At 64.3% G+C, this 25,772-nt stretch carries 28 protein-coding genes; 23 read left to right on the top strand and 5 right to left on the bottom strand.

What is annotated here, in order from left to right:
• Nucleotides 1–48 precede the first annotated feature (48 nt).
• The 20 genes from V7D81_RS09695 to V7D81_RS09605 all read left to right on the top strand — a co-directional run bounded on the left by V7D81_RS09695 (nucleotide 49) and on the right by V7D81_RS09605 (nucleotide 16,032).
• The gene (locus V7D81_RS09695) at nucleotides 49–831 is read left to right on the top strand and encodes a succinate dehydrogenase iron-sulfur subunit (RefSeq protein WP_324316108.1); all 783 of its coding nucleotides are present in this window, start codon (nucleotides 49–51) and stop codon (nucleotides 829–831) included.
• A gap of 10 nt (nucleotides 832–841) precedes the next feature.
• Nucleotides 842–1,087 (top strand): FAD assembly factor SdhE, encoded by a 246-nt coding sequence (locus V7D81_RS09690; RefSeq protein ID WP_324316107.1) that lies wholly within the window; start codon nucleotides 842–844, stop codon nucleotides 1,085–1,087.
• Nucleotides 1,053–1,538: a protein YgfX gene (locus V7D81_RS23235; RefSeq protein WP_442958341.1), complete on the top strand. Its 486-nt coding sequence runs from the start codon at nucleotides 1,053–1,055 to the stop codon at nucleotides 1,536–1,538. The genes V7D81_RS09690 and V7D81_RS23235 overlap by 35 nt, the downstream gene beginning before the upstream one ends.
• A 160-nt stretch (nucleotides 1,539–1,698) precedes the next feature.
• Nucleotides 1,699–2,274 (top strand): RNA polymerase sigma factor RpoE, encoded by a 576-nt coding sequence (rpoE, locus tag V7D81_RS09685; protein ID WP_324316105.1) that lies wholly within the window; start codon nucleotides 1,699–1,701, stop codon nucleotides 2,272–2,274.
• Between the two features lie 64 nt (nucleotides 2,275–2,338).
• Nucleotides 2,339–2,953, top strand: coding sequence for a sigma-E factor negative regulatory protein (locus V7D81_RS09680; protein ID WP_324316104.1), 615 nt, complete (start codon nucleotides 2,339–2,341; stop codon nucleotides 2,951–2,953).
• Nucleotides 2,953–3,981, top strand: coding sequence for a MucB/RseB C-terminal domain-containing protein (locus tag V7D81_RS09675; RefSeq protein WP_324316103.1), 1,029 nt, complete (start codon nucleotides 2,953–2,955; stop codon nucleotides 3,979–3,981). The genes V7D81_RS09680 and V7D81_RS09675 overlap by 1 nt, the downstream gene beginning before the upstream one ends.
• Before the next feature lie 16 nt (nucleotides 3,982–3,997).
• On the top strand, nucleotides 3,998–4,234 hold the full coding sequence (locus V7D81_RS09670; protein WP_324316102.1) for a glutaredoxin family protein: 237 nt from the start codon (nucleotides 3,998–4,000) through the stop codon (nucleotides 4,232–4,234).
• Nucleotides 4,235–4,318: 84 nt separating this feature from the next.
• Nucleotides 4,319–6,115, top strand: a complete 1,797-nt coding sequence (gene lepA / locus V7D81_RS09665; protein ID WP_324316100.1) for a translation elongation factor 4 — start codon at nucleotides 4,319–4,321, stop codon at nucleotides 6,113–6,115.
• A 7-nt stretch (nucleotides 6,116–6,122) separates the two neighbouring features.
• On the top strand, nucleotides 6,123–6,926 hold the full coding sequence (gene lepB, locus V7D81_RS09660) for a signal peptidase I (protein ID WP_324316098.1): 804 nt from the start codon (nucleotides 6,123–6,125) through the stop codon (nucleotides 6,924–6,926).
• Between the two features lie 43 nt (nucleotides 6,927–6,969).
• Complete coding sequence (locus tag V7D81_RS09655; RefSeq protein WP_324316097.1) at nucleotides 6,970–7,338, top strand: DUF4845 domain-containing protein; 369 nt, start codon at nucleotides 6,970–6,972, stop codon at nucleotides 7,336–7,338.
• Between the two features lie 69 nt (nucleotides 7,339–7,407).
• A complete protein-coding gene (gene rnc / locus V7D81_RS09650; protein WP_324316095.1) occupies nucleotides 7,408–8,148 on the top strand; it encodes a ribonuclease III in 741 nt (246 codons plus the stop codon).
• Entirely contained in the window at nucleotides 8,145–9,071 is a 927-nt protein-coding gene (gene era, locus V7D81_RS09645; RefSeq protein ID WP_324316092.1) for a GTPase Era, read from the top strand. Before rnc ends, era begins: the two co-directional genes overlap by 4 nt.
• 27 nt (nucleotides 9,072–9,098) lie before the next feature.
• Nucleotides 9,099–9,827: a DNA repair protein RecO gene (gene recO, locus V7D81_RS09640; protein ID WP_324316090.1), complete on the top strand. Its 729-nt coding sequence runs from the start codon at nucleotides 9,099–9,101 to the stop codon at nucleotides 9,825–9,827.
• A gap of 200 nt (nucleotides 9,828–10,027) precedes the next feature.
• The gene (gene pdxJ / locus V7D81_RS09635; protein ID WP_324316088.1) at nucleotides 10,028–10,756 is read left to right on the top strand and encodes a pyridoxine 5'-phosphate synthase; all 729 of its coding nucleotides are present in this window, start codon (nucleotides 10,028–10,030) and stop codon (nucleotides 10,754–10,756) included.
• Nucleotides 10,753–11,142, top strand: a complete 390-nt coding sequence (gene acpS, locus V7D81_RS09630; RefSeq protein WP_324316086.1) for a holo-ACP synthase — start codon at nucleotides 10,753–10,755, stop codon at nucleotides 11,140–11,142. Before pdxJ ends, acpS begins: the two co-directional genes overlap by 4 nt.
• A 90-nt stretch (nucleotides 11,143–11,232) precedes the next feature.
• Nucleotides 11,233–12,012, top strand: coding sequence for a 3'-5' exonuclease (locus tag V7D81_RS09625; protein ID WP_324316084.1), 780 nt, complete (start codon nucleotides 11,233–11,235; stop codon nucleotides 12,010–12,012).
• Nucleotides 12,009–13,343, top strand: coding sequence for a 23S rRNA (uracil(1939)-C(5))-methyltransferase RlmD (gene rlmD / locus V7D81_RS09620; RefSeq protein ID WP_324316082.1), 1,335 nt, complete (start codon nucleotides 12,009–12,011; stop codon nucleotides 13,341–13,343). The genes V7D81_RS09625 and rlmD overlap by 4 nt, the downstream gene beginning before the upstream one ends.
• A 103-nt stretch (nucleotides 13,344–13,446) precedes the next feature.
• Nucleotides 13,447–13,917 carry a CYTH domain-containing protein gene (locus tag V7D81_RS09615; RefSeq protein ID WP_324316081.1) on the top strand — a complete coding sequence of 157 codons (471 nt, stop codon included), beginning with the start codon at nucleotides 13,447–13,449 and terminating at the stop codon, nucleotides 13,915–13,917.
• Between the two features lie 97 nt (nucleotides 13,918–14,014).
• Nucleotides 14,015–15,058: a beta-N-acetylhexosaminidase gene (gene nagZ, locus V7D81_RS09610; RefSeq protein WP_349257642.1), complete on the top strand. Its 1,044-nt coding sequence runs from the start codon at nucleotides 14,015–14,017 to the stop codon at nucleotides 15,056–15,058.
• 35 nt (nucleotides 15,059–15,093) lie between these two features.
• Entirely contained in the window at nucleotides 15,094–16,032 is a 939-nt protein-coding gene (locus V7D81_RS09605) for a GGDEF domain-containing protein (RefSeq protein WP_324316077.1), read from the top strand.
• Between the two features lie 85 nt (nucleotides 16,033–16,117).
• On the opposite strand, the gene V7D81_RS09600 is transcribed toward V7D81_RS09605, so the two are convergent.
• From V7D81_RS09600 to V7D81_RS09590, 3 genes are all read right to left on the bottom strand, one after another.
• Nucleotides 16,118–16,729, bottom strand: a complete 612-nt coding sequence (locus V7D81_RS09600) for a CsiV family protein (RefSeq protein ID WP_324316075.1) — start codon at nucleotides 16,727–16,729, stop codon at nucleotides 16,118–16,120.
• 392 nt (nucleotides 16,730–17,121) lie between these two features.
• On the bottom strand, nucleotides 17,122–20,607 hold the full coding sequence (gene mfd / locus V7D81_RS09595) for a transcription-repair coupling factor (RefSeq protein ID WP_324316073.1): 3,486 nt from the start codon (nucleotides 20,605–20,607) through the stop codon (nucleotides 17,122–17,124).
• Nucleotides 20,608–20,821: 214 nt separating this feature from the next.
• A complete protein-coding gene (locus tag V7D81_RS09590; protein WP_324316071.1) occupies nucleotides 20,822–21,094 on the bottom strand; it encodes a hypothetical protein in 273 nt (90 codons plus the stop codon).
• 204 nt (nucleotides 21,095–21,298) lie between these two features.
• On the opposite strand from V7D81_RS09590, the gene V7D81_RS09585 reads away from it, so the two are divergent.
• The 3 genes from V7D81_RS09585 to lolD are packed head-to-tail and all read left to right on the top strand — an operon-like array spanning nucleotide 21,299 to nucleotide 24,492.
• Nucleotides 21,299–22,564, top strand: coding sequence for a lipoprotein-releasing ABC transporter permease subunit (locus V7D81_RS09585; RefSeq protein ID WP_324316070.1), 1,266 nt, complete (start codon nucleotides 21,299–21,301; stop codon nucleotides 22,562–22,564).
• Entirely contained in the window at nucleotides 22,557–23,801 is a 1,245-nt protein-coding gene (locus tag V7D81_RS09580) for a lipoprotein-releasing ABC transporter permease subunit (protein ID WP_324316069.1), read from the top strand. The genes V7D81_RS09585 and V7D81_RS09580 overlap by 8 nt, the downstream gene beginning before the upstream one ends.
• Nucleotides 23,802–23,814: 13 nt before the next feature.
• The gene (lolD, locus tag V7D81_RS09575; RefSeq protein ID WP_324316067.1) at nucleotides 23,815–24,492 is read left to right on the top strand and encodes a lipoprotein-releasing ABC transporter ATP-binding protein LolD; all 678 of its coding nucleotides are present in this window, start codon (nucleotides 23,815–23,817) and stop codon (nucleotides 24,490–24,492) included.
• A 57-nt stretch (nucleotides 24,493–24,549) separates the two neighbouring features.
• Here lolD and V7D81_RS09570 read toward each other — a convergent pair whose 3' ends face one another.
• Complete coding sequence (locus tag V7D81_RS09570) at nucleotides 24,550–25,287, bottom strand: hypothetical protein (protein ID WP_324316065.1); 738 nt, start codon at nucleotides 25,285–25,287, stop codon at nucleotides 24,550–24,552.
• A 49-nt stretch (nucleotides 25,288–25,336) separates the two neighbouring features.
• Nucleotides 25,337–25,772 (bottom strand): hypothetical protein (locus V7D81_RS09565; protein WP_324316063.1); only part of this gene is annotated, 436 nt, incomplete at its 5' end.

Below are 25,772 nucleotides of genomic sequence, written 5' to 3'. Positions count from 1 at the left end.
CCGACCCGTAGCCTCTATCGACTAAGCAACTATTCCCCGGACAAGTCCATGGCCCAATTCCGCCTACCCGCGAACTCCAAGATCAAGCCCGGCAAGTCCTTCAAAGCGCCGGCCGGCGCGAAGGACGTGCGGTCGTTCCGCATCTACCGCTTCGATCCGGAGACCGGCGAGAATCCGCGCGTCGATACCTACGAAGTCGACATGGCGGCGTGCGGGCCGATGGTTCTGGACGCACTCATCAAGATCAAGAACGAGATCGATCCGACGCTGACGTTCCGGCGCTCGTGCCGCGAAGGCATCTGCGGTTCCTGCGCCATGAACATCGACGGCGTGAACACGCTGGCCTGCACCCGCGCCTGCGAGGACGTGAAGGGCGACGTCAAGATCTGTCCGCTGCCGCACATGCCGGTGGTGAAGGATCTGGTGCCCGATCTCACCAACTTCTACGCACAGTACGCCTCGGTGAAGCCGTGGCTGCAGACGCGCACGCCGGCGCCGCCGGATCGCGAGCGCCTGCAGTCGAAGGAAGACCAGGAGAAGATCGATCGTCCCTCGGCGTGCATTCTGTGTGCCTGCTGCTCGACCTCCTGCCCGAGCTATTGGTGGAACGGCGACCGCTACCTGGGTCCGGCGGCACTGCTCGCCGCCTATCGCTGGATCATCGATACGCGCGATGAAGCGACGGGCGAACGTCTCGATGCGCTCGAAGATCCGTTCAAGCTGTATCGCTGCCACACGATCATGAACTGCACCGAAGCGTGCCCGAAGGATCTGAACCCGGCGCGCGCGATTGCCGAGATCAAGAAGCTGATCGCCGAACGGCGGCATTGACCGGTTGGCCATGGAAGCGGCACGGCTGTCCCGCCTGCGCTGGCGCTGCCGGCGCGGCATGCGCGAACTGGACGTCGTCTTCCAGCGATACCTGGAGCAGCACTACGTCGCGGCCTCGCCCGAGGAACAGCGGGCATTCGAATCGTTGCTGGAGGAGCAGGATCCCGTGCTCCTCGCGTATCTGACGGGCAGGGAACATCCGCAGGATCCGCAGCAGGCCTATGTCATCGCAAGGCTCTCCAACCCTGGTTCTTGAACTGCGGCAGATGCGCGGCCAGCGATGGGCGGCCCTCGGCCTCATGGGGCTGGCGGGGCTGGCGCCGTTGCTGATGCTTGGCAGCGTCCATCCTGTCGTGCTGGGGTTGCTGGTGGTTCTGGGATCGTCCGTTCTGGCGACGGGATTCCACCGGGCAGGCTGGCTGGGGGGAACCCGGTCCGTCATCCGGGCAGTCTGGCGCAGCGACGGGACCTGGCAGCTCACCCGTGGCTCGGGCCGCGAGAGCGAGGCGCGGTTGCTGCCAGCTTCCAGAATGAGTCCAGTTGCGATCTGGCTGCGATGGTCGGTGGAGCCGGGCGGGCCCCGGACCCGGACGATGCTGTTGCTGCCATGCGACCTTCCGGGTCCGGATTTTCGTCGTCTGCTGGTCCGCCTGAGGCTGGATCGGTCAGAATGCGCCGCCCCGACCGCGGCGCAGGCGAATTCATGACCTTGATCGGTAGTCCTTCCTCCCTTGATGCGATGCGCGTTGCATTTCGTAACGAAATGCAATGTTCGGCGAACTTTCCCCAGACCCGTCAGTCTATCGGTGCAGCCTCGGCCGGGTGCTTTGATGATATGGGTTTCGCGCCTGCCGGGGTCGCGGGTCAATGATCGAAGACGACAATGACCAGCAGCTTGTGGAGCGGGTTCAGAAGGGCGACAAGCGCGCCTTCGACCTGCTGGTCCGCAAGTATCAGCACCGCGTGCTGAAGCTGGTGGGACGGTTCGTCAACGATGCCGCGGAGGCAGAGGACGTTGCCCAGGAGGCCTTCCTCAAGGCCTATCGGGCGTTACCTGCCTTCCGGGGCGACAGCGCGTTCTATACCTGGCTGTATCGCATAGCGATCAATACGGCCAAGAACACGCTGGTATCGAATCGGCGCCGGCCGGTGGACTTCGACCTCGACCTGCAGGATCCGGAGCAACACGACCGGCAGGCGAGACTCAAGGAAGGCGATACGCCCGAAGGCGTGCTCCTCACGGACGAGATTCGCGGTGTCGTGGAGCAGGCGCTGGAGCAGTTGCCCGAGGATCTGCGCAAGGCCATCGTCCTGCGCGAACTCGAGGGATTGTCTTACGAGGAGATTGCGGAGGCCATGGACTGCCCTGTCGGGACGGTCCGATCGCGCATCTTCCGGGCGCGCGAGGCCATCGACAAAAAGCTGAAACCGTTGTTGGATTGACGGGTCAGCACTTGAGCGTGGTGTCGAAACTGATGTTCGAGATCGAAAGTGCGGTGATGCGGATATGACCGATCCGGTGAAAGAGCAACTGTCGGCCTGCCTGGATGGCGAGCTTCCCGAGGCTGAACTCAGCCTGTTGCTGAGGCAGGCACAGCGCGACTCGCAGCTGCTGGAAACGATGGGGCGTTATTCGCTCATCAGCGAGGCGATCCGCGGAGCGCAGCCGGTGGCCGCTTCCAGGGGATTTGCCGACCGGATTGCCGCCGCCATCGAAGCCGAACCCGTCGCCGCCGTGCCAGCGGCACGATCGCAGGCCATGCTGCGGTGGATGCGTCCGGCAGCCGGTTTCGCGATTGCCGCGGGCGTTGCGGCGGTTGCCGTCATTTCCCTGCAGCCCGCCGGCCTCGATCCTCAACCGGTCGCGGTGGTGGCCGACAATGCCGCGATTGCCGAATCGCAGCCTGCTCCGAGCTACACCGTTCCCACCAACGTCGGTGCAACGAACACTGCCTACATTCCTGCGGCGCGCCTCACCAATTACGTGGTCGCACACAGCGAATATTCCTCGCCGCTGGGACGCCGCACGGTGCTGAGCGGCGTCCTCTCGGACGATCAGGAACAGGATGAGGACGTCGCCATCAACGTGACGTCGCAGGACTCCGCGGAGCCGCAGCGCTGATGTCGACCCTCCGGTCCTGGTTCGTCGCCCTGTGTTGTGCCGTCGTCCTGCCGGCGCAAGCCGCGGATCCCGAGGCGCGCGAATGGCTCGAGCGCATGTCGCGTGCGCTGTCCACCCAGAACTACGACGGTCGCTTCTTCCATCTGCGCGATTCGCGCTCCGAAGCGATGCGCATCATTCATCGCGTCGACAAGGGCAGGATCACCGAACGTCTGGTCTCCCTGGACGGCAGCGGGCGCGAGATCGTCCGCAATGCTTCCGAAGTGATCTGCTACCTGCCCGACAAGCGCATGGTCTTCGTCGAGAAGCGTACCGACGACAATTCGCTGGTGTCGGCGCTGCCGGTCTACAACGAGACCCTCGAACAGCTGTACCAGATCGAACGTTCCGGCGGCATCGTCAAGGCGCATGGCCGCAAGACCCAGATCATCGAGGTCAAGCCGCGCGACCAGTACCGCTACGGCTACAAGCTCTGGCTGGACCAGGAAACGGCCATGCCGTTGAAGTCCCAGCTCTGCGACCGCGACGGCAAGGTCATCGAGCAGATCCTGTTTTCCGAACTGAACCTGCGCGACCGCATTCCCGCCGATGAACTCAAAGCCTCCATCACCGGTGAGGGGTTCAAGTGGGTGCGCCAGGAGGACACCCTGCCGCCGCGCGTGGCCAATGCCGTCGTGGGCTGGAGCGTGGCGCGGCTGCCTGCCGGGTTCCGCCTGACGACATGGCGCGTCCAGCTCATCGCCGGTTCGCCCACGCCGGTGAGGCATCTGGTGTATTCGGATGGCCTGGCTTCCGTGTCTGTCTTCATCGAGCCGCGCGATTCCCAGGCTCAGCCGATGCACGGCCTGGCAAAAGTCGGTGCGGCGTTCGCCTATTCGCTGGATCTCGACGGTCACCAGGTGACGGCGGTGGGCGAGGTGCCGGCGGCAACGGTCGAGGCGATCGCCGCCGGGGTGATGCGGCAGATCGATGCTCCCCGGAAAGTCCCGCCGCGGGCTGCCGAAGCCAGTCAGCCCGTCACTCGCTGAATCACAAGAAGCCGCCATGACCGCCTGGACGGTCTATACCCGCAGCGGCTGCTCGCTCTGCGAACAGCTGATGATCGAGCTGGCCGAACTGCTCGGCCCCGCGGCCGCCGATGTCGCCGTCATCGATATCGCCGATCACCCCGACCTCGAAGGAAAATACGGTCGCCGGATTCCCGTCCTGCTGGCGGATGGCGACTTCGTCTGCGCCTACCGGCTGGATCACGACAGAGTCAGGGCCTACCTGACCCTCTGAGTTCGCGGCGGCTCACTGTCGCTGTGCGGCATTCCGCTATAATCCGCCGCCCTTTGCCGCCGCCGTCGCAAAAAAGCCCCTTAGATGAAGCTGATCCGCAACTTTTCCATCATCGCGCACGTCGATCACGGCAAATCCACGCTCGCCGACCGCTTCATCCAGCTCTGCGGCGGACTCGAGGCCCGCGAGATGGAAGCCCAGGTGCTCGATTCGATGGATCTCGAACGCGAGCGCGGCATCACCATCAAGGCGCAGAGCGTGTCGCTGCGGTTCCGTTCTCGTGACGGCGAAACCTACCAGCTCAACCTGATCGACACGCCCGGACACGTCGACTTCTCCTACGAGGTCTCGCGTTCGCTGGCCGCCTGTGAAGGCGCATTGCTGGTCGTCGATGCGGCGCAGGGCGTCGAAGCGCAGAGCGTCGCGAACTGCTACACGGCGCTGGAGCAGGGGCTCGAAGTCGTGCCGGTGCTGAACAAGATCGATCTGCCGTCGGCCGAGCCGGATCGCGTCATCAAGGAAATCGAGGAGATCATCGGCATCGAGGCGAGCGATGCGCTGCGCGTGAGCGCCAAGACGGGCGAGGGCGTGCAGGATCTGCTGGAGGAACTGGTCAGGCGCGTGCCGGCGCCGAAGGGCGATCCCGATGGCCCGCTGCAGGCGCTGATCATCGATTCGTGGTTCGACAACTATGTCGGCGTCGTCTCGCTGGTGCGCGTCATGAACGGCTCGCTGCGCACGGGCGCGAAGATCCGCGTGTGGTCGACGGGCCGCGCGCACACCGTCGACAAGCTCGGCCGCTTCACGCCGAAGTCGCTGGCCGCGGAAGCGCTCTACACCGGCGAAGTCGGCTTCGTCATTGCCGGCATCAAGGAGATCAACGGCGCGCCGGTCGGCGACACGATCACGCTCGACAACCGGCCCTGCGAGGCGCCGCTGGCGGGCTTCAAGCAGGTGCAGCCGCGCGTGTTCGCGGGCCTCTTTCCCGTCAACACCGAAGACTACGAGTCGTTCCGCGACGCGCTGGCCAAGCTCAAGCTCAACGACTCCGCTCTGCACTACGAACCCGAGGTATCGCCGGCGCTCGGCTTCGGCTTCCGCTGCGGCTTCCTCGGGCTGCTGCACATGGACATCGTGCAGGAACGACTGGAACGCGAATACAACCTGGACCTGATCACCAGCGCGCCGACCGTGGTCTACGAAATCCTGCGGACCGACGGCAATGTGGAGTACGTGGACAATCCGGCGAAGCTGCCGCCGAGCAACGAGATCGAAGACCTGCGCGAACCGATCATCACCGCGAATCTGCTGCTGCCGCCGGACTACGTCGGCGCGGTCATGAAGCTGTGCACCGAGAAGCGCGGCAAGCAGACCAAGATGCTCTACGTTGGCAGCCAGGTGTCGATGCAGTACGAAATGCCGCTGGCCGAAGTCGTGCTCGATTTCTTCGACCGGCTGAAATCGGTGAGCCGCGGCTATGCTTCATTCGACTACGAGTTCAACCGCTTCGAGACGGCGCCGCTGGTGCGTCTGGATGTGCTCATCAACGGCGACCGGGTCGATGCGCTCTCCATCATCGTTCATCGCGACAATGCCTATCACCGCGGCCGCGAACTCGTCGACAAGATGCAGGAGCTGATTCCGCGGCAGATGTTCGAAGTGGCGGTGCAGGCGGCCATCGGCAGCCAGATCGTCGCGCGCGCGACGGTCAAGGCGCTGCGCAAGAACGTGCTGGCCAAGTGCTACGGCGGCGACGCTTCGCGCAAGCGCAAGCTGCTGGAGAAGCAGAAGGAAGGCAAGAAGCGCATGAAGCAGCTCGGTTCGGTGGAGATCCCCCAGGAAGCGTTCCTGGCGGTGCTGAAGATCGGCAAGGACAAGTGAGCAGACCATGATCTTTGACTTCTCGTTCATTCTGACGGTCGCGACGTTCGTCACCGGCGTGATCTGGGGGCTGGAGGCGTGGCTGTGGAAACCGTCCCGCCTGCAACGGGCCGCCGCGGAGGGAACCGCGCCGGAGAACGTGCGCGAGCCCATCGTCGTCGAGTACGCGCGTTCGTTCTTTCCCGTCATCCTGATCGTCCTGGTGATCCGCTCCTTCCTGTTCGAACCGTTCCGGATCCCGTCCGATTCCATGATGCCGACCCTGCTGGACGGTGATTTCATATTTGTGAACAAGTTCTCCTACGGCCTGCGCCTGCCTGTGCTCAATTCGAAGATCGTGAACATCGGTGAACCGCAGCGCGGCGACGTCATCGTTTTCCGGCTGCCGAGCGACCCGTCGGTGAACTACATCAAGCGGCTCGTCGGACTGCCGGGCGATCATGTTTCGGTGCGGAACCAGCGGGTGTTCATCAACGATCAACCCATGACGGTGACGCTCGATGGGACGTATGCGGGACCGCGCAACACCGGACCGCAGGCGGATGCATTGCAGGGAGTCGAGGATCTCGGCGGAGTGAAACACCGCGTGCTGTTCATTCCCGAGCGCGATTCCCGCGACTACGATCAGGTCGTGCCGGCGGACCATTACTTCTTCATGGGCGACAATCGCGACAACAGCCGCGACAGCCGCTTCCCGGAAGTCGGGTTCGTGCCGGAGAAGAACCTGGTCGGCAAGGCGGTGCGGATCTGGCTGAACTGGGATCTGCCGGATGCGCCGATCTGGAACCGCATCGGCGATGCGATCAAGTAGGCAAGTGCGACAACAACAGGTTCGGACAGGCAGGAGAGTTCCAATGTTCGCTCGTCAGCGCGGCGCAACGTTTCTCGGCATGGTGATCATCCTGGCGATCCTGGGATTTGCGCTCTATGCCGGCATCCGCCTCACGCCGCTGTATTTCGAATACATGGCCGTCGTGCGCGCCCTGGATCAGACCGCCAAGGAGTATTCCGGAGGTCCCACCTCGCCCCAGCAGTTGCGCACGTCGCTGGATCGCCGCTGGACCATCGAGGACATCAAGAGCCTCGATCCCAAGGACATCGAGATCAAGAAGAGTGCCGGCGGCTTCACGATGCGTGCGTACTACCGCGCCGAAGCGCCGTTCGTCGCCAACGTCTCGCTGGTGGTCGACTTCGACAAGTCGGTGGATGTCAAAGGGCCCTGATCGCCTACTGGCGCCGGCAGACCGAGTGGCGCAGAGTGCGGGCCTCGATCCGCCCGTACGGAATCCGCATTGAAGACCGCCGCCGCCTGGCTCCAGCAAGCCCTCGATTACGAATGCCGCGATCCGGCGCTGCTCGAAGCGGCGCTCACGCACCGCAGCGCCGGCGGCCCGCATAACGAGCGGCTGGAATTCCTCGGCGACGCCATCCTGAACTGCGTGGTTGCGCGCCTGGTGTTCCAGGAATTCGCGGCGGCGGACGAGGGCGACCTGTCGCGATTCCGGGCCAGCCTGGTCAGCGGCGAGGCGCTGGCGGTGATTGCCGCCGAACTCGATCTCGGTCACTACGTCCGCCTCGGTTCGGGCGAACTCAAATCGGGTGGTTTCCGTCGCAAGTCCATCCTTGCCGATGCGCTCGAAGCCCTGTTCGGCGCGGTCTATCTCGATGGCGGTTTCGAAGCCGCTGCGCGGGTGATCGAACGCCTTTTCATACCGCGGCTCGACAAGCTGCCGAGCGCCGCCGAACTGAAGGATCCGAAAACCCGCCTGCAGGAAGCCGTCCAGGCCCGCAGCCTGCCGCTGCCGGTCTACGCGGTCGAATCCATCAGCGGCGAGGCGCACAATCAGGTCTTCGAAGTGAGCTGTTCCGTCGAGTCGCTGGCGCTGCGGGCCATCGGCATCGGCCCGAGTCGGCGGCGCGCCGAACAGATTGCAGCTCACGAAGTCCTGAACGCACTGCCGTCGCGACGTTCCAAGCCCGTTCCCGAAAGCACTGCCGGCGATCCGACCCCTTCCAGCCCAGACCAGACATGAGCGATCCTGACATTCCCGCCGCCGAAGCGTCGAATCCCGAATTCCGCTGCGGCTTCGTAGCCATCGTCGGACGGCCCAACGTCGGCAAGTCGACGCTGCTCAATGCGCTGCTGGAGCGCAAGGTCAGCATTGTGAGCCACAAGCCGCAGACGACGCGCCACCGCATCCTGGGCATCCGCAGCAGCGAACAGTCGCAGATCATTTTCGTCGATACGCCCGGTCTGCATTCCGGCGGCAAGCGCGCCATGAACCGCCACATGAATCGCGCCGCGGTCACCTCGCTCAACGATGCGGATGCCAACCTGTTCGTGGTCGAGGCGCTGCGCTGGATCGATGAAGATCAGCGCGTGCTCGAACAGCTCGTCGAGCGCGGACGCCCCATCATCCTGGCCGTCAACAAGGTGGACAAGGTCACCCCGCGCGAACGGCTGCTGCCGTTCATCGAGGAGATTGCCCGCAAGGCGCATTTCGCGGAGATCGTGCCGATGTCGGGCCTCAAGCAGAAGAACGTCGACACGCTGCCGGCGCTGATCGCGAAATACCTGCCGCTGTCGCCGCCGCATTTTCCGCTCGATCAGGTGACCGATCGCAGCCCCGAATTCCAGGCCTCTGAGATCGTGCGCGAGAAGCTGACGCAGCGACTGCACCAGGAACTGCCCTACGGCCTCACGGTGGAGATCGAACGCTTCGCGCAGGAAGAGGGCAGGCTGCTCGTCAACGCCGTGATCTGGGTGGAGCGGGCCGGGCAGAAAGCCATCGTCATCGGCCACGGCGGCGAACAGCTCAAGGAAGTCGGTCGCGCGGCGCGTATCGAGATGTCGGAACTCTTCGGTCGCCCGGTGCACCTGGAACTGTGGGTGAAGGTGAAGGAGAACTGGTCCGACAGCGAAGCCGCGCTGCGGCAGCTCGGGTACGAGTCATGAGGTGACGCGTCGTCCGTCACCGCACCGATGTCAACCCGTCTCATCCAGCTGCAACCCGCTTACGTCCTGCATCATCGGCCCTATCGCGACACGAGCCGGATCCTCGAACTGTTCACGCGCGATCACGGTCGCGTCACGGTGTTTGCCCGCGGCGCGCGGGGGAGCAGCAAGAAGGGCGCGTCTTCCATGTCGATGCTGCAGCCGTTCAACCGGCTGCTGGTGTCGTGGAGCGCGGGCGCGGAGGCCGGCACGCTGACGGCGGTCGAGTTCGATGGCACCTACCGTCTGCTGCAGGCAGACCGGCTGGTCAGCGGCTACTACCTCAACGAACTGCTGCTCAAGCTGTTTGCGCGTCACGATGCCCATGCGGACGTGTTCGCTCTATACGCCCATACCCTCGAGGTGCTGAAGGCATCCGGGAGTCCGCTGGCGCCGCTGCGCGTCTTCGAGAAGCGCCTGCTCGAAGCGCTCGGCTACGGACTCCCGTTGACACACGACGTCGCGGGCGTGCCCATCGATGCCGATCGCGCATACCGCTATCGATTCGAGCAGGGTGCCATTGCGGCGAGTGACGTAGCCGAAGGCCCGTCGATCTATTCGGGCGCAGTGTTGCTGGCGCTGGCTGCGGAGGCCCTCGACGATGCGCAGCTCTGCCAAGCCATTCGTCCGCTGCTGCGCGGTGCGCTGGATCGGGTGCTGGAAGGCCGCGAGCTCAAGAGCCGGCAGGTGATGATGGAGCTGCGGAAGCTCACCTAGGGTCCGTCATGGTCTTCTCTTGTCTTCATCTTCTGTGGGGCCGGCTTTCCCACGGGGATTTCCTTCGGTCACAGCCGGCCTTTTTTTCGAGTCAGGCTGAAGCCTGACCTACAGCCTGACCTGCAGGAAGAATGATCTGGCCTTACCGGGACCGGGGACTTTATGCTCTGGCCCCCGCAAATCCGCGTCGTTTTGAACCCATGACCCTCCACCTCGGCGTCAATGTCGATCACGTCGCCACGCTCCGTCAGGCGCGACGCACGACTTATCCGGACCCCCTGTACGCTGCGTTGATCGCAGAACAGTCGGGCGCCGACAGCATCACGATCCATCTGCGCGAAGACCGTCGTCACATCCAGGACCGCGATGTCCATCTGTGCCAGCAGGCCCTGCAGACGCGCGTGAACTTCGAAATGGCCGCGACCGAAGAAATGGTCCGCATTGCCTGCGAGGTGAAGCCGGCAGATTGCTGCCTCGTGCCCGAGCGCCGTACTGAAGTCACCACCGAAGGCGGCCTCGATGTCGTCGGACAGGAGGCGGCACTCAAGCCGATCTGCGCACAGCTCGCGGCGGCCGGTATTCGCGTGTCGCTGTTCATCGATCCGGAAGTGTCGCAGCTCGATGCGGCGGTACGCGTCGGCGCGCCCGTCGTCGAACTGCATACGGGCGCCTATGCAGAGGCGAAGGGCGAACATCAGGCCCGCGAACTCGCGCGCGTCCAGCATGCGGCGAAACATGCGGCGCGCATCGGCCTGCGCGTGCATGCGGGGCATGGCCTCAACTATCACAACGTCGGTCCGATCGCCGCCATTCCTGAAATCGTCGAACTCAACATCGGCCACGCGATCGTGGCGCGCGCCGTGATCGACGGCATGCGGTTCGCTGTCGCCGAGATGAAGCGCCTGATGCTGCAGGCCCGCGGCGAATGATCTACGGCATCGGCACGGACGTGGTCCAGGTGGAACGCGTCCAGAAGATCTTCGATCGCCACGGCGAGCGCTTCGTCGAGCATCTGCTGATGCCGCAGGAACTGGCGACGTTTCGCGACTATCGGCGTCCCGTGCGCTTTCTGGCGATGCGCTTTGCGGCCAAGGAAGCCATCGTCAAGGCGATGGGGACCGGTTTCTCCGACGGCATGTGGATCCGCGATTGCGGGGTTGCACCGAATGCGCTCGGCAAGCCCGAGATCATCTGGTCCGCACGCGGCCAGGAGCGCTGCGAACAGCTCGGCATCGGCGAAGGGCATGTCACGCTGACGGATGAAGCCGGGCTGGTCGTGGCCGTCGCGGTGCTGATGAAAAAGACGTCGTCGTGACGGCTTGAGCGTCCGACCGATCCCAGGCGGTAAGATGCCGCCGCCGTCCACGTTTCCTCCTCTCATCACTCATCACCTCATCGATCATCCATGGCCGTCTTCGCCTTCGATATTGAAACCATTCCCGACGTCGAACTCGGGCGCCGCGTCTACGACCTGGACGGCCTGACCGACAAGGAAGTCGGCTATGTGATGCAGGCGAAGCGTCGCGAGGCCACCGGCAATGAATTCCTGTCTTACGAGCAGCAGCGCGTCGTTGCCATTTCAGTGGCGCTGCGGACCGGCGACACCTTCAAGGTCTGGTCGCTGGGTGATCCCAATGCCTCGGAGGCCGAAATCATCCAGCGCTTCTTCGACGGCATCGACAAGTACACGCCCAATCTCGTTTCCTGGAACGGCGGCGGCTTCGATCTGCCGGTGCTGCACTACCGCGCGATGCGTCATGGCATCCAGGCGCCGCGCTATTGGGAGTCGGGCGATTCCGACCAGGCCTTTCGCTGGAACAACTACCTGAACCGCTATCACAACCGTCATCTCGACCTGATGGACGTGCTGTCGAGTTTCCAGGCGCGGGCGCGCGTCAGTCTGCAGGCGGCGGCGATGCTGCTCGGCCTGCCGGGCAAGCTGGGCATGAGCGGCGACAAGGTGTGGGATGCGTACCTCGCCGGCCAGATCGACGTCATCCGCAACTATTGCGAGACCGACGTGCTCAACACCTTCCTGGTCTATCTGCGCTTCGAACTGATGCGCGGCATGCTGTCGCGCGAGGAATATCACGCCGAGTGCGAGCGCATTCGCGAGGCGCTCAAGGCGCAATCGAAGCCGCATCTCGATGAGTTCCTGGCAGCCTGGCAGGAGGTGCAGGTTTGAGCGGCCGTTCCCGAGCCCGCGTCCAGTCCGCGCCGGAGATCTCAACGATCGAAGGCCTGTCGCATGAAGGCCGCGGCGTCGCGCATCACGCCGGCAAGGTCGTCTTCATCGAGGACGCATTGCCCGGCGAGCGCGTCGAATGGCTGCGGACGAAGCGCGGCCCGAATTTCGATGAGGCGCGCCTGCTGCAGATCCTGGAGCCATCGCCCGATCGCGTTGCGCCGGGCTGCGTGCATTTCGGCGTGTGCGGCGGCTGCGCGCTGCAGCATCTGTCGCCGCAGCGACAGATCGAATTCAAGCAGCGCCAGCTCACCGATGCGTTCGAGCGCATCGGCAAGGTGAGCCCGCAGCAGCTCCTCGAACCGCTGCAGGCCGATGCCTGGAACTATCGACGTCGCGCGCGGCTCGCGGGACGCTGGGTGCCCAAGAAGGGACGCGTCGTCGTCGGCTTCAAGGAACGCTCCACGAGCTACATCGCCGATCTGCAGCGCTGCGAAATCCTGCGCGCGCCGGTCGACGCCATGATTCCGGCGCTGTCTGCGCTGCTTACGTCGTTGAGCATTCCGAATCGCATTCCGCAGATCGAGATCGCCGTTGCCGACAATGCGGTGGCGCTCGTCATCCGCGTGCTTGAACCGTTGACGGAAGCGGACATGGCGCATCTGCACGCATTCGAGCGCGAACACAACGTGCACATCTATCTGCAGCCTGGCGGCTACGACACCGTCGCGCCGCTGCGCAGCGACGTGCCGGCGCTCGCGTATTCGCTGCCGCAGTTCGATGTCACGCTGCAGTTCCTGCCGACTGATTTCGTGCAGGTCAACGCGGCGCTGAACGAGCGCATGATCGAGCGCGTCGTCGAGCTGCTGCAGCTGTCGGCTGAGGACGAGGTGCTCGACCTGTTCTGCGGTCTCGGCAATTTTTCCCTGCCGCTCGCGCGACGCGCCAGGCACGTCGTCGGTGTCGAAGGCGAGGCCGGGCTGGTCGCGCGGGCGCGCGCCAATGCAGAGCGCAACGGGCTGCAGAACGCAGAGTTCTTCACCGCCAATCTCGCGGCCGAAGATCTGCACATGGCTTCCTGGGCGAAGCGTCGCTACGACAAGGTGCTGCTCGACCCGCCGCGCGCCGGGGCGCAGGAAGTTCTGCCCGTCGTCGCAGCTACGCGAGCCGATCGCATCGTGTACGTGTCGTGCCATCCTGGAACGCTGGCGCGCGATGCCGGCATCCTGGTGAACCAGCACGGCTATCGATTGACCGCCGCGGGCGTGATGGACATGTTCCCGCACACGGCCCATGTCGAGTCGGTGGCGGTGTTCGAGCGTGGCAGGTAGCAGCATCCCTTCTTCCTGTGGGGCCGGCTTCAGCCGGCCTCTTCTCTTCAACCTGCAGCAGGCCGGCTGAAGCCGGCCCCACAGGAAGAAATCCGGTCCCATCATGCCCCTCGAAATCGAACGCAAATTCCTGGTGAAGTCCGACGCCTGGCGCTCGCAGGTCGACAGTCGGGAACTGATGCGGCAGGGCTATCTCAACTCGGGTGCCGCCTGTTCCATCCGCGCCCGAATCGCGGGCGAGCAGGCATGGCTGAACCTCAAGGCGAAGCGTTCCGGCATGACGCGACTGGAGTTCGAATATCCGGTTCCGCGCGCCGATGCCGATCAGATCCTCGATGAACTGTGCACCGGGCCCTTGGTCGAGAAGTACCGCCACCGCATCCCGATGGGCGAGCTGGTCTGGGAAATCGACGAATTCCTCGGCGCCAACGCCGGCCTGATCGTCGCCGAGATCGAACTGCCGTCCGAGGACGCCGTCTTCGCCCGCCCCGACTGGCTGGGCGAGGAAGTCACGGAAGACGAGCGGTACTACAATTTCAACCTGGCGCAGAAGCCGTATCGGGAGTGGAGATGAGACAGGGCGACAGGCGACAGGCGACAGGCGACGGCCGGAACGCCAGAGTCGATCTTTTCTGGCTGTTGCCTGTCGCCCGTCGCCTGTGGTCTCTCCCATGACCCTCGGCCCCCTCATGATCGACGTCGCCGGGACCGAACTCACGGTCGAGGACCGCGACCTGCTGGCCCACCCGCTGGTCGGCGGCTGCATCCTGTTCACGCGCAATTTCGGCAGCATCGAGCAGCTCGAAGCCCTGGTGGCCTCGATCCGGGCGGTGCGGACGCCGCCCTTGCTGGTGGCCGTGGATCACGAAGGTGGCCGGGTCCAGCGTTTCCGCAAGGACTTCACCGTCCTGCCGCCCATGCGGACGATCGGCCGGCAGTACGACATCGACCCGGCGGAGGGCCGCCATCTCGCGCGGCAGTGCGGCTGGCTGCTGGCGGCCGAGCTGCTGGCCGTCGGGATCGACATGAGTTTCGCCCCGGTCGTGGACCTGGACTACGGCGTCAGCTCGGTGATCGGCGACCGGGCCTTCCACCGCGATCCGCGCATCGTTGCGGAGCTGGCGATCGCCTTTGCCAACGGCATGCGGGAGGCCGGTATGTCCGCGACGGCAAAGCATTTTCCGGGGCACGGGGCGGTCGTCCCGGACTCCCACGTGGCCATGCCGGTCGACCGCCGGCCGCTGGTCGACATGGACGACGACATCTATCCCTACCAGCGCCTGATCGACAACGGGCTGGCCTCGATCATGGCCGCGCATGTGGTCTTTGCTGAAGTCGACCCGCTTCCCGCAGGGTTTTCCCGCAGGTGGCTGCAGGATGAGCTGCGTGGCCGGCTGCGTTTCAGCGGCGCCATCTTCTCCGATGACCTCTCAATGGCCGGCGCCGGGGTCGTCGGCGACATGCCCGAGCGTGTCCGGGCCGCGCTGGCGGCGGGCTGCGACATCGTCCCCATCTGCAACAATCGCCAAGGTGTGCTCCAGGTCATCGATTCTTTGCGGGGAAGCGGGGATCCTCTGAGTCATATTCGATTGGCACGCCTGCACGGGAGGCTGGGTACGGACCGCATCGCCTTGCGCGGATCGGCGGACTGGCAAAGCTGCGAGCAGGCGATCAAGGGCAGCATGGAGCGACCGGAATTGCGCCTGGACGCATGAGCGTCCCGCGACCGGATCGCCGGTGATGAGTGGCGATGAGCACGGTAGATCCGAATCTGTTCAGAACGATGGTCGAGTCCTCTCCGGAGGCCGTGGCGCTGTGCGAAGCAGCCTCGGGCCACTGGAACGTGACCTATGTGAATCCGGCCATGGAGCAGCTCACGGGTTACTCGGCCGAATCGATCCTTGGCCGCAACCTGCGCTTCCTGCACGGCGACGATCACGACCAGGAAGGCCTCGCCCGCATCCGCGATGCGCTGCGCGACGGCACCGCCTGTCGCGCCACCGTGCGCAACTATCGCAACGACGGCACCCAGTTCATGAACGAGATCATGCTGGCGCCATTGCGCAACCCGGAAGGCCAGATCACGCACTTCGCGAGCTTCCATCGCGAGAGCGGCGCCCGTCCGGAACTGCGCACCGAACCGCGGGATCCGACCATGAGCACGCAGACGATGCTTGCCTACCTGCGCGACGACAAGCTCACCGGCCTGTTGCGGCGTCCGTACTTCGAAGAGCTGATCAAGCGCGACTGGGGTCTCGCGCAGCGCGAATCGCGCCGGTTGAGCTTCCTGGTATTCGACCTCGATCACTATTCCAACTATCGCGACGTGTTCGGCCGGCAGGGCTCCGACCAGTCGTTCCGCCGCATCGCCCGCGTGGTCGGCGGCTGCTTCCGCCGCGCCAGCGACCTGTGCGGTCGCTTCGATGAAGACCAGATCGCAGCGCTGACGACGGGACTCGATCTCGTGCAGGCCTCGAAGCTGGCCGAAGCCGTGCTGGCACGCGTGCGCGATCTCGCCATTCACCATCCGCGTTCGTCGGTCTCGCGCTATGTGACGATCAGCGCCGGCGTCGTGTCGCTGGTGCCGTCGCACGACGCGCCGCCGGCACGCATCTATGCCGCCGCCTTGCAGGCGCTCAAGGATGCGAAGGAACTCGGAAGGAACCGGGTGGTGAGCAGGGAAGAGTGATCGGTCTTCTTCTCTGACTGTGGGGCCGGCCTTAGCCGGCCTGAGAGTGTCAGGCTGAAGCCTGACCCACAGGAAGAAGGAGCCCTCAGCCCTCGCTCTGCGTAATCAGCGCAATCACGCCGAACTTCGGGTGATCGATGTAATGCCTTTCGTTGCTGCGCATCCGGCGCGTCTGTCGCAGGACATAGCGCTCTTCCGATCCCGGCGGCTGCAATACCAGGTCGAGCGTGAGATGCAGGTAGCGGCCGCGTGACAGTGCGACGCGCCCGGTGAGGCCGCTGCCGGCGCCCACCTTCGAATCGATCGCCATGTAGTGTGCTTCCGTACGCGGGAAGCCCGGCTGGGTCCAGCCGAAGTGGGCAAGGGTCTGGTAGCCGCGGCTGCGCTTGAGCTGGTCGGCGATCGCGCCGAGTTTCATCTTGCCGGCCGGCATATCGGGAAAGGTTTCGGTCGCGGTAGCGACCGGCGCACTCTCCGCGGCCGCGCCGCCCGATTCTTCTTCATCGCCCAGCGCCGTGCTTTGCGAGGTCGATCCAAGCCCCCGCGACCAGTCCTCGTTCGTCGCGTTCGACGACAGATTGCGGAAGATCACCAGCTCGACGTCATACGACTGCAGTCCCGTCTGTGCGCTGGCGGCACCGATGATGAGTGCAAGCGCCGCGGTCGCTGCGGCTTTCACGATGGCGGTTCTGTTCATGCGCGGGAGTGTAGCAAGGCGATCTTTCCTGAGGGCGTCCACTTCCTCCCCTCCTCCGCGAAGCGGGGAGGAGGAGCGCGTAAGCGCGACGGAATCCCCCGGAGAGGGGAGAGGGTTAGGGTGGGGGCTCCGGGGTTTCTCTTCCTGTGGGGCCGGCTTCAGCCGGCCTCCTTTGCAGAGGAAGAGCGCTTAACTCACCGTGAGCGCCGGCTCCGAGCGGCTTTGCTGGAACGCCGTCCCCCGTCGGGGACTTCGAGGCGTCGTAAATACATCCATGTAGGCTCCGGCGCGCGCATCCCTGCGCGCGACGGTCCAGCAAAGCCGCTCGGAGCCGACACTCACTGCGACAGTGGTGTCGTTGAGCGATGGGAGAGAGAAGACAAAGAGGCGCGCTACTTTTTCTTCTTGCTCTCAACCGGTGGCGGCTTCTTTCCCAGTGCCTCCACCAGCTGCTCCGCCGCCTCGAATCGCCGCTCATCCGTTTCCAGCTTCAATGTGAAGCGCAGCTTCACGCCGCCTTCCAGTCGATGCGTGCGCGCATTCTGCTGCACGTACCGAATCAGCGTGCCCGGATCCACGGCGGTGTCTTTTTCAAATGTCACCGAGCCGCCGCCCGGACCGATATCGATCTTGCGCAGGCCAAGGATTTTCGCGGCCTGCTTGATCTGCGCCAGACGGAACAGGTTCTTGGCGGGCGGTGGCAGCAGGCCGAAGCGGTCGATCATTTCCACTTGCAGTTCGCGCAGTTCGTCGCTGGTGGGTGCGGCTGCGATGCGCTTGTAGAGCACGAGCCGCAGGTGCACGTCCGGCAGATAGTCGTCGGGCAGCAATGCGGGCAGATGCAAATCGACTTCCGGTCCTTGGTGCATGGCGCCTTCCAGATCGGGAATCTTGCCGGCCTTCAGTGCATTCACCGCCCGCTCGAGCATTTCCATGTACAGCGCGTAGCCGATCTCCTGGATCTGGCCGGTCTGTTCCTCGCCCAGCAGTTCGCCGGCGCCGCGGATTTCCAGATCGTGCGTGGCCAGCGTGAAGCCGGCGCCCAGATCTTCGAGCGATTCGATCGCTTCGAGCCGCTTCACCGCATCCGCCGTCATGAGATTGCGCGGCGGCGTCAGCAGGTAGGCATAGGCCTGGTGGTGCGAGCGGCCGACACGGCCGCGTAGCTGATGAAGCTGCGCGAGACCGAGCTTGTCGGCGCGGTCGATGATGATGGTGTTCGCCGACGGCACGTCGATGCCGCTTTCGACGATGGTCGTGCACACCAGCAGGTTGGAGCGCTGGTGATAGAAGTCGAGCATCACCTGTTCCAGGTCGCGCTCGCGCATCTGGCCGTGGCCGACGGCGATGCGCGCTTCGGGTACGAGTTCGGCCAGCGTCTTGGCGGTCTTCTCGATCGTATCGACGCTATTGTGCAGGAAGTACACCTGTCCGCCGCGACGCAGTTCGCGCAAGCAGGCTTCGCGGATGGTCGCCGTGTCCCACTGCGAGACGAACGTCTTGATGGAGAGACGTGAGACCGGCGGCGTCGTGATCAGCGACAGTTCGCGCAGGCCCCCCATCGCCATGTTGAGCGTGCGCGGAATCGGCGTGGCCGTGAGCGTCAGCACGTCGACTTCGGCGCGCAGTTGCTTGAGCCGTTCCTTGTCCTTGACGCCGAAGCGGTGTTCCTCGTCGATGATGAGCAGACCGAGGCGCGCGAACTTGATGCCGGTCTGCAGCAGGCGATGCGTGCCGACGACGATGTCGACCTGGCCGCCCTCCAGTCCCTGCAATACCTGATCGACTTCCCTGGTACTGCGGAAGCGCGACAGCGATTCGATGCGTACCGGCCAGTCGGCGAAGCGGTCGGCGAAGGTCTGGTAGTGCTGTTGCGCGAGCAGCGTCGTTGGCACGAGTACGACGACCTGCTTGCCGGCCTGCACCGCGACGAACGCAGCGCGCAGCGCGACTTCCGTCTTGCCGAAACCAACGTCGCCGCAGACGACGCGATCCATGGGCTTGCCGCTGCCGAGATCGGCGATGACGGCGTCGATCGCCTGTGCCTGGTCCGGCGTTTCCTCGAACTTGAACGCGGCCTCGAAGGCGCGCAGATCATCCTCATTCGCCGCGAGCTGTTCGCCCTGGCGCGCGGCGCGGCGCGAATACAGATCGAGCAATTCCGCCGCGGTATCGCGGATGCGTTGCGCCGCTTTCTTGCGGGCTTTCTGCCATGCATCGGTGCCGAGCTTGTGCAGCGGCGCATGTTCGGGCGCCGAGCCGGTGTAGCGACTGATGAGATCCAGCGCCTGCACGGGCACGTACAGCTTGTCGTTGTCGGCGTATTCGAGGACCAGGAACTCGCTGGTCAGGCCGCCGACATCGAGCGTCTGCAGACCGAGGAAGCGACCGACGCCGTAGTGCTCGTGCACGACGGGCGAGCCGGCGTGCAGGTCGGTGAGATCGCGGATGATCTTTTCCGGATCGCGTTCCGGTCGGCGCCGGCGGCGTTCCTGGCGTGCGCGTTCGCCGAACAGCTGTTCTTCAGCGATCAAGGCCAGATGCGGCTGGTCGAGCACTAGACCGGTGCTGATCGGCGAGACCGTGATCGCGAGCGGCGCATCACCGTCGCGGAAACTGCCCCAGGTGTCGGCCAGTGCAGGCTCGATCTGGCGCTTGCGCAGGATGTCGAGCAGCATTTCGCGGCGACCGGCCGATTCGGCCGCGATGAGCACGCGCCCTTGGAACTCCATCAGGAACGCAGCGAGCCCGCGCGCCGGATCATCGCTGCGCACATCGACGCGCAGATTCGGCGGCGGTTTGGTACCGAAATTCTGGTGCGGCAAGGTTTGTGTGAGTGGATCGAGTTCGACGCGCGACAGATCGATGCGACGGAATGCGGACTGACGTTGCAGCAGTTCATCCGGCGGCATGAACACTTCCGCGGGCGCGAGGATCGGCCGCGAGGCATCGTGACCGCGCTGCTCGTAACGCAGCTGGATTTCCGCGAACGCCTGTCCGGCGGCCGAATCGATGTCGAGATCGGAAGCAACCAGCGTGTTGGCGGGCAGGTAGTCGAACAGCGTCGCGCTCGCGTCGAAGAACAGCGGCAGGTAGTACTCGATGCCCGCGGGCGGCGAACCTTCGGCGATGTCCTGATAGATCGGCATGCGCGTGAGGTCGCCGGGAAAGCGGTTGCGGAAGCGACGCTTGAACGCCTGGATGCCTTCGGCCGTCAGCGGAAATTCGCGCGCCGGCAGCAGGCGCAGCGCCGGCACCTTGTCGCCGGAGCGCTGCGTCTCCGGATCGAACACGCGAATACTTTCGACTTCGTCGTCGAACAGATCGATGCGATAGGGCGTCGCGCTGCCCATGGGAAACAGGTCGATGATCGACCCGCGCACGGCGAACTCGCCCGGCGCGATCACCTGCGAGGCGGCGACGTAACCGGCGCCCGCGAGGCGCGTGCGGAAGGCTTCGATATCGACGGTCTGCTTTGCCGCGAGATCGAACGCATGCGCATCGATGTAGGTGTGCGGCGCCAGCCGCTGCAACAGCGTTTCCAGATCGACGATGACGATGCCCTTCGTGAGCCGCGGCAGCGCGGCCAGCATGCGCAGCCGTTGCGAGACGATGTCGGGATGGGGCGAGAACAGGTCGTAGGGCAGCGTTTCCCAGTCGGGAAAGCTTTCGATGTACAGGCCGGGTTCGCAGAAGAATCGCAGTTCGTCTTCGTAGCGACTCGCCTGACGCGCATCGGCGGCGATGACCAGCAGCGGCGCGGAGGCGCGGCGCGCGGCTTCGGCCAGCCACAGCGAGGTGGCAGAGCCATACAACTGACCCCAGCGGACCTGCATGCGGACCTTGCTGGGAAGAAGGGGTTCGTCGTGCGGGGACATTCGGTACGCCACTGCAATAGAAAACACTCGGGCAGACGCGTCGGCGTCCCCGAAGGGGCGGGCAGGGTAGCACGGGCGGGACTGGGGACTCTTCCTGTGGGGCCGGCTTCAGCCGGCCTTTGTTGGAGTCAGGCTAAAGCCTGACCTACAGGACGACCCAAAGAAAAAGGCCGGCGAGGGCCGGCCTTTTCAGATTCACCAGGAGCCGAACCGATCAGCTCTTGACCACCGTGTGCAGCACGATGTTGTTCTCGAAATAGACGATATACGCCGGGTATTCCCACCGCGTGATCGGCGGCTGACCGACGGCGGCTTCCCGATTGCTCGGGGCGCCAAAGGCGGCTTCGACTTTCTCCATCGTCATGCCGCGGCTCGGCGTGCCGGCACTCGCCGACGTGGACGCGGGCATCTGCAGTTCGTCGGCATTCACCGCGGCGAACGGGGCGAGCGCGACCAGTGCGGCAACAATCCAGGGCGCAGAGCGCATGGGAAACCCTCCAGGTAACAACGGCTTCACTCTATAGCAGGGCTTACATAAGGACCAAGCGCGCGGCGGCGGTTTGGTGTTCCAGTTCACACTTTCCGCTGGCGCCCGGCGCGGAACCCCTATAATCCGCCGCGCATTCTCCGCCGCAGGCGCGCAGCCTGCGCCGACTCACCACAATTCACGGATCGTTCCCAGCGCCGACGCATGTTCCATCCGCTGCCTCTCTTCATCGGTCTGCGCTACGTCCGCAGCCGCAGCCGCGGCTTCTTCGTGTCGTTCATCAGCTGGATCTCGATGCTGGGCATCTGTGTCGGCGTCGCGGCGCTGATCACGATCATTTCCGTGATGAACGGGCTCGAGTCCGAACTGCGCACGCGGCTGCTCAGTCCCGCATCGCACGCGACGCTCGCGGCCTCGCCCGAACGGATGGCGGACTGGCGCACCATGGCCGACAAGGTCCGGCGCGAGCCGGGCGTGACGGGCGTGGCTCCCTATCTCGATCTGCAAGGCATGCTCGGGCGCGGCCAGGAATTGCGTCCGGCGCTGATTCGCGGTGTCGATCCGGCGGTCGATGCGCAGGTGTCGGACATCGCCTCGCACATGACGGCCGGGTCGCTCGATCTGCTCATTGCGGGTGAGCAGCGCATCGTTCTCGGTTCCGGACTCGCGTGGGCGCTGGAAGCGCGCGTGGGCGATGAGATCACGGCGCTCGTGCCGACGCGGTCTGCTGAAGGCGAGGGCATGGTGGTCGGCATCGATCTCACGCCGCGCATCCAGACCTTCAAGGTCGCGGGCATTTTCGAAGTTGGACTGCAGGAACACGACACCTCGCTGGCGCTCGTCAGTCTCGACGATGCGGCTGCGTTCGCGGGAACGGGTGGTTCGCCGGCCGGCCTGCGCCTGAAGTTCGCAGATGTGTTCGCAGCGCCCGCGGCAGCGCGTCGCATCGCACAGGATCTGGGCGGCGGTTTCGAGATCAGCGACTGGACCATCGAGAACGCCAGCTACTTCCGCGCCGTCGGCATCGAGAAAAAGATGATGTCGCTGATCCTGATGCTGGTCGTTGCCGTCGCGGCCTTCAACACAGTGTCGGCGCTGGTGATGGTCGTGAACGAGAAACGCACCGACATCGCGATCCTGCGCACGCTGGGCATCACGCCGCGCGCCGTCGTCACGGTCTTCATCACGCTCGGTGTCGTGATCGGCTGGTTCGGCGCATTGCTGGGCTGCGCGCTGGGGCTGCTGCTGGCGTTCAATGTCGAGAACATCGTGCCCGTGCTCGAACGCGTACTCGGCATCCACATCTTCGATCCGACCGTGTACTACATCACCGAAGTGCCGTCGGAAGTGCACTGGCCGCAGGTCATTGCCATCACCGGCACGGCGCTGGTGCTGACGGTGCTGGCGACCATCTATCCTGCGTTGCGCGGCGCGGATACCGAGCCGGCGGAGGCGCTGCGTTATGAGTAGGTATGAACTGCTCATCGGCCGGCGTTATCTGCGCGCGGGACGCGGCAATCGCTTCATCTCGTTCATTTCCGTGATCTCGATGCTCGGCGTCGCGATCGGTGTGGCGGTGCTGATCGTCGTGCTCTCGGTGATGAACGGCTTCGAGCAGGAATTGCGCGGTCGCATTCTCAGCCTCACATCGCATGCATCGATCAGCGGCTTCGGCGCGGGACTGCCGGACTGGCATGCCGTCGCCGACAAGGCGCGCGAGAACCCGGAAATCCTCGACGTCGCGCCGTATGTCGAGGATCAGGTGCTGCTGGTGGCGAAGGACAGGAGCAGCGGCGCCGCTGTGACCGGCGTGCTGCCCGAGCAGGAACACAAGGTCGCGGCGATCGCGGACAAGGTCGTCGAGGGTTCGTTCGACGATCTCGCCGCCGGCAAGTACGGCATCGTGCTCGGCGCGGAACTGGCGAAGGCGCTGGGGGTGAAGCTGGGTGATCGCATCGTCATCGCCACGCCGCAGCCGGTGATCACGCCGATCGGCATCATGGCGCGCACGCGCGGCTTCAAGGTCGTGGGACTGTTTTCGTCCGGCATGTACGAGTTCGATCGCAACCTGGCCTACGTGCACCTGGCGGATGCAGCGAAGCTGTATCGCATGGGCGATACGGTGACCGGGCTGCGACTGAAGCTGGTGGACATGTTCGTCGCGCCGCGGGTCGTGCGCGATCTGGCGCTGTCGCTCGGCGGCGGTTATTACGTCGACGACTGGACGCGCAAGCACGCGAACTTCTTTCGCGCGATCCAGCTCACCAAGTCGGTGATGTTCGTGATCCTGCTGCTGGTCGTGGCGGTCGCGGCATTCAACATCATCTCGACGCTGGTGATGGTGGTGAAGGACAAGCAGTCCGACATCGCCATCCTGCGCACGATCGGCGCCTCGCCGCGCAGCATCATGGGCATCTTCATGACGCAGGGAACGGCGATCGGCCTGATCGGCACGCTGGCAGGCGTGGCGCTCGGCGTGCTGATTTCAGTCAATCTCGAAACGCTGGTGCACGGGCTCGAGTCGCTGACCGGCATCCAGTTCATGGATGCGAAGGTCTACTACATGAGCGATCTGCCGGCGGCCGTGCAGTGGGCCGACGTCGTGAAGATCAGCCTGGTGTCGTTCGGATTGTGCTGCCTGTCGACGATCTATCCATCGTGGCGCGCGGCGCGGACGCAGCCGGCGCAGGCGTTGAGACATGAGTGAGAAGGTTCCAGCAATGTCGGTTTCACCCGTTCTTTCCTGTGCCGCGCTCGCCAAGCATTTCCAGCAGGGCGACACCCGCGTCGACGTGCTGAAGGGTGTCGAGCTGACGGTGGCGGCGGGCGAGCGTCTCGCGATCGTCGGCGCGTCGGGGTCGGGCAAGACGACGCTGCTGCAGTTGCTGGGCGGTCTCGATCTGCCCAGTTCGGGTGAAGTGCGGATCATGGGGCAGGCGGTCAATGAACTCAGCGATGCAGCGCGCGGCGAGCTGCGCAACCGGTCGCTGGGGTTCGTGTATCAGTTTCATCATCTGCTGCCGGAGTTCACGGCGCTGGAGAATGTCGCGATGCCGCTCTTGATCCGGCGCACGCCGATCGATGAAGCGCGCTCGCGGGCGCGGGAGCTGTTGCGCCGGGTGGGGCTGGAATCGCGGGTCGAACATCGTCCGGCGCAGATGTCGGGCGGCGAACGTCAGCGTACCGCGGTGGCTCGCGCGCTCGTGACGCGGCCGAACGTGGTGCTCGCCGATGAGCCCACCGGCAACCTGGACGGCAACAACGCAAAGCAGGTTTTCGATCTGATGCTGGAACTGAATCGCGAACTCGGCACGGCGCTGATCATTGTCACGCATGCGCCGGAACTGGCGGCCAAGCTGCAGCGGACGCTGACGCTGCAGGAGGGCAGGCTGGTGTGAAGGTGCGCGAAGGCTGCTTTCGCAGCCCTCGCGCCCACCTGTCTGCGCCGCCGGAAATCAGTAGAGCTGCGACATGAGCGTGTGGATGTCAGCACGCAGCCCGCTTTTCTCCGGAACGTATTGGCCAATTCTCAGAATGAATTGCTTGTGGTCGGTGAACCAGGTGAACTCGGTATAGCCGTTGCCGCTTGGAGCTCTGTACGAGTCAGTGATCATCGGCTTTCCGTTCACGTCGCCATCGATCATCTCCCGAGGCACGGTGATCTGCGTTCCTGCTGCAGCATAGTCGAATTCTTCCAGCACGACCCTGCCGAACTTCGGCACAGTGAATGCACGCACGAGGCCCGTCCATCCGCCAGCAGCGAATGCGCCCGAGGGGGATGCGCCCAGGAACTCCGCATTTGCCAGCGCCGTGCCGCTCAGGGCCGCGGGCATGACGCGCAGATCATTGACGATCTCATGCAAAGCCCGCAGCCGGTTTCGCGATTCGGGTCGGTCGAAGTACGAATCCACTCGTTTCGCCTGAGCTTCGGTCACCTCATTCCAGCCGCGTTTCTTCGCGGCTTGTCTGGCAGCTGCCATTTCCGCTCTTTTGTCTGATGTGAACGGTGATGCGGCACTGTCGATTTCCGAACTGGGAAGTATTCGAACACTTCCCGGATCCGTGAGTACGGGCATTCCGGGAGGTGTGAAGATCTGGGTGGTGTTTCCCTGAGCGCTGGCGGTACCCACGGTGGAAGCCGCGAGTACGAACAGCAGGGATTCCATCCAGCCATGAAGAAACTGTTTCGACATTGTCTTTGACCTCTATCCTTGGATCCGATAATGCATGTGTAGGTCGCATTCACCATTCGGTGATGTTGCAGGTCGTTGCAAACGTGTACGTCAAATATGTCAGCCCGTTTCCCGGGTTCACATAGTAGTGAACGCCATGCACGTACCATGTGGGAAGAGGCCATGAGTGCCACAAATCGCCAGTCCATTGGCGCCAAGTGTGTTCCCATGTCTTTGCGTCGTGGTGCATGTTGTTCCAGTTGGATCCGTCTTGCACCGCATAGCCGCCGAGATTGTGAACGCTAGCTGTCTGGAACCAGTAGTCGTTTCCGTCGAATTTGTTGTACGAGATGCTTTCGTTGAAATTTAGACCGGTTATGCCTGGGAAAGGCGTGACGTTGCAATTGGCGCGGCTGACAAGGCTGATCGCGCCAAATGCGAGTTGAGATGATGCACCACTGATCGTTGGCGCGGGCGTTGAGAAAGAATTCAACTGCAAAAGCATA

Source organism: Povalibacter sp. (assembly GCF_036735925.1).
GTDB lineage: Bacteria > Pseudomonadota > Gammaproteobacteria > Steroidobacterales > Steroidobacteraceae > Steroidobacter.
The sequence above is the reverse complement of the archived record's forward strand: the minus strand, read 5'-3'. Positions and strand labels throughout refer to the sequence as shown.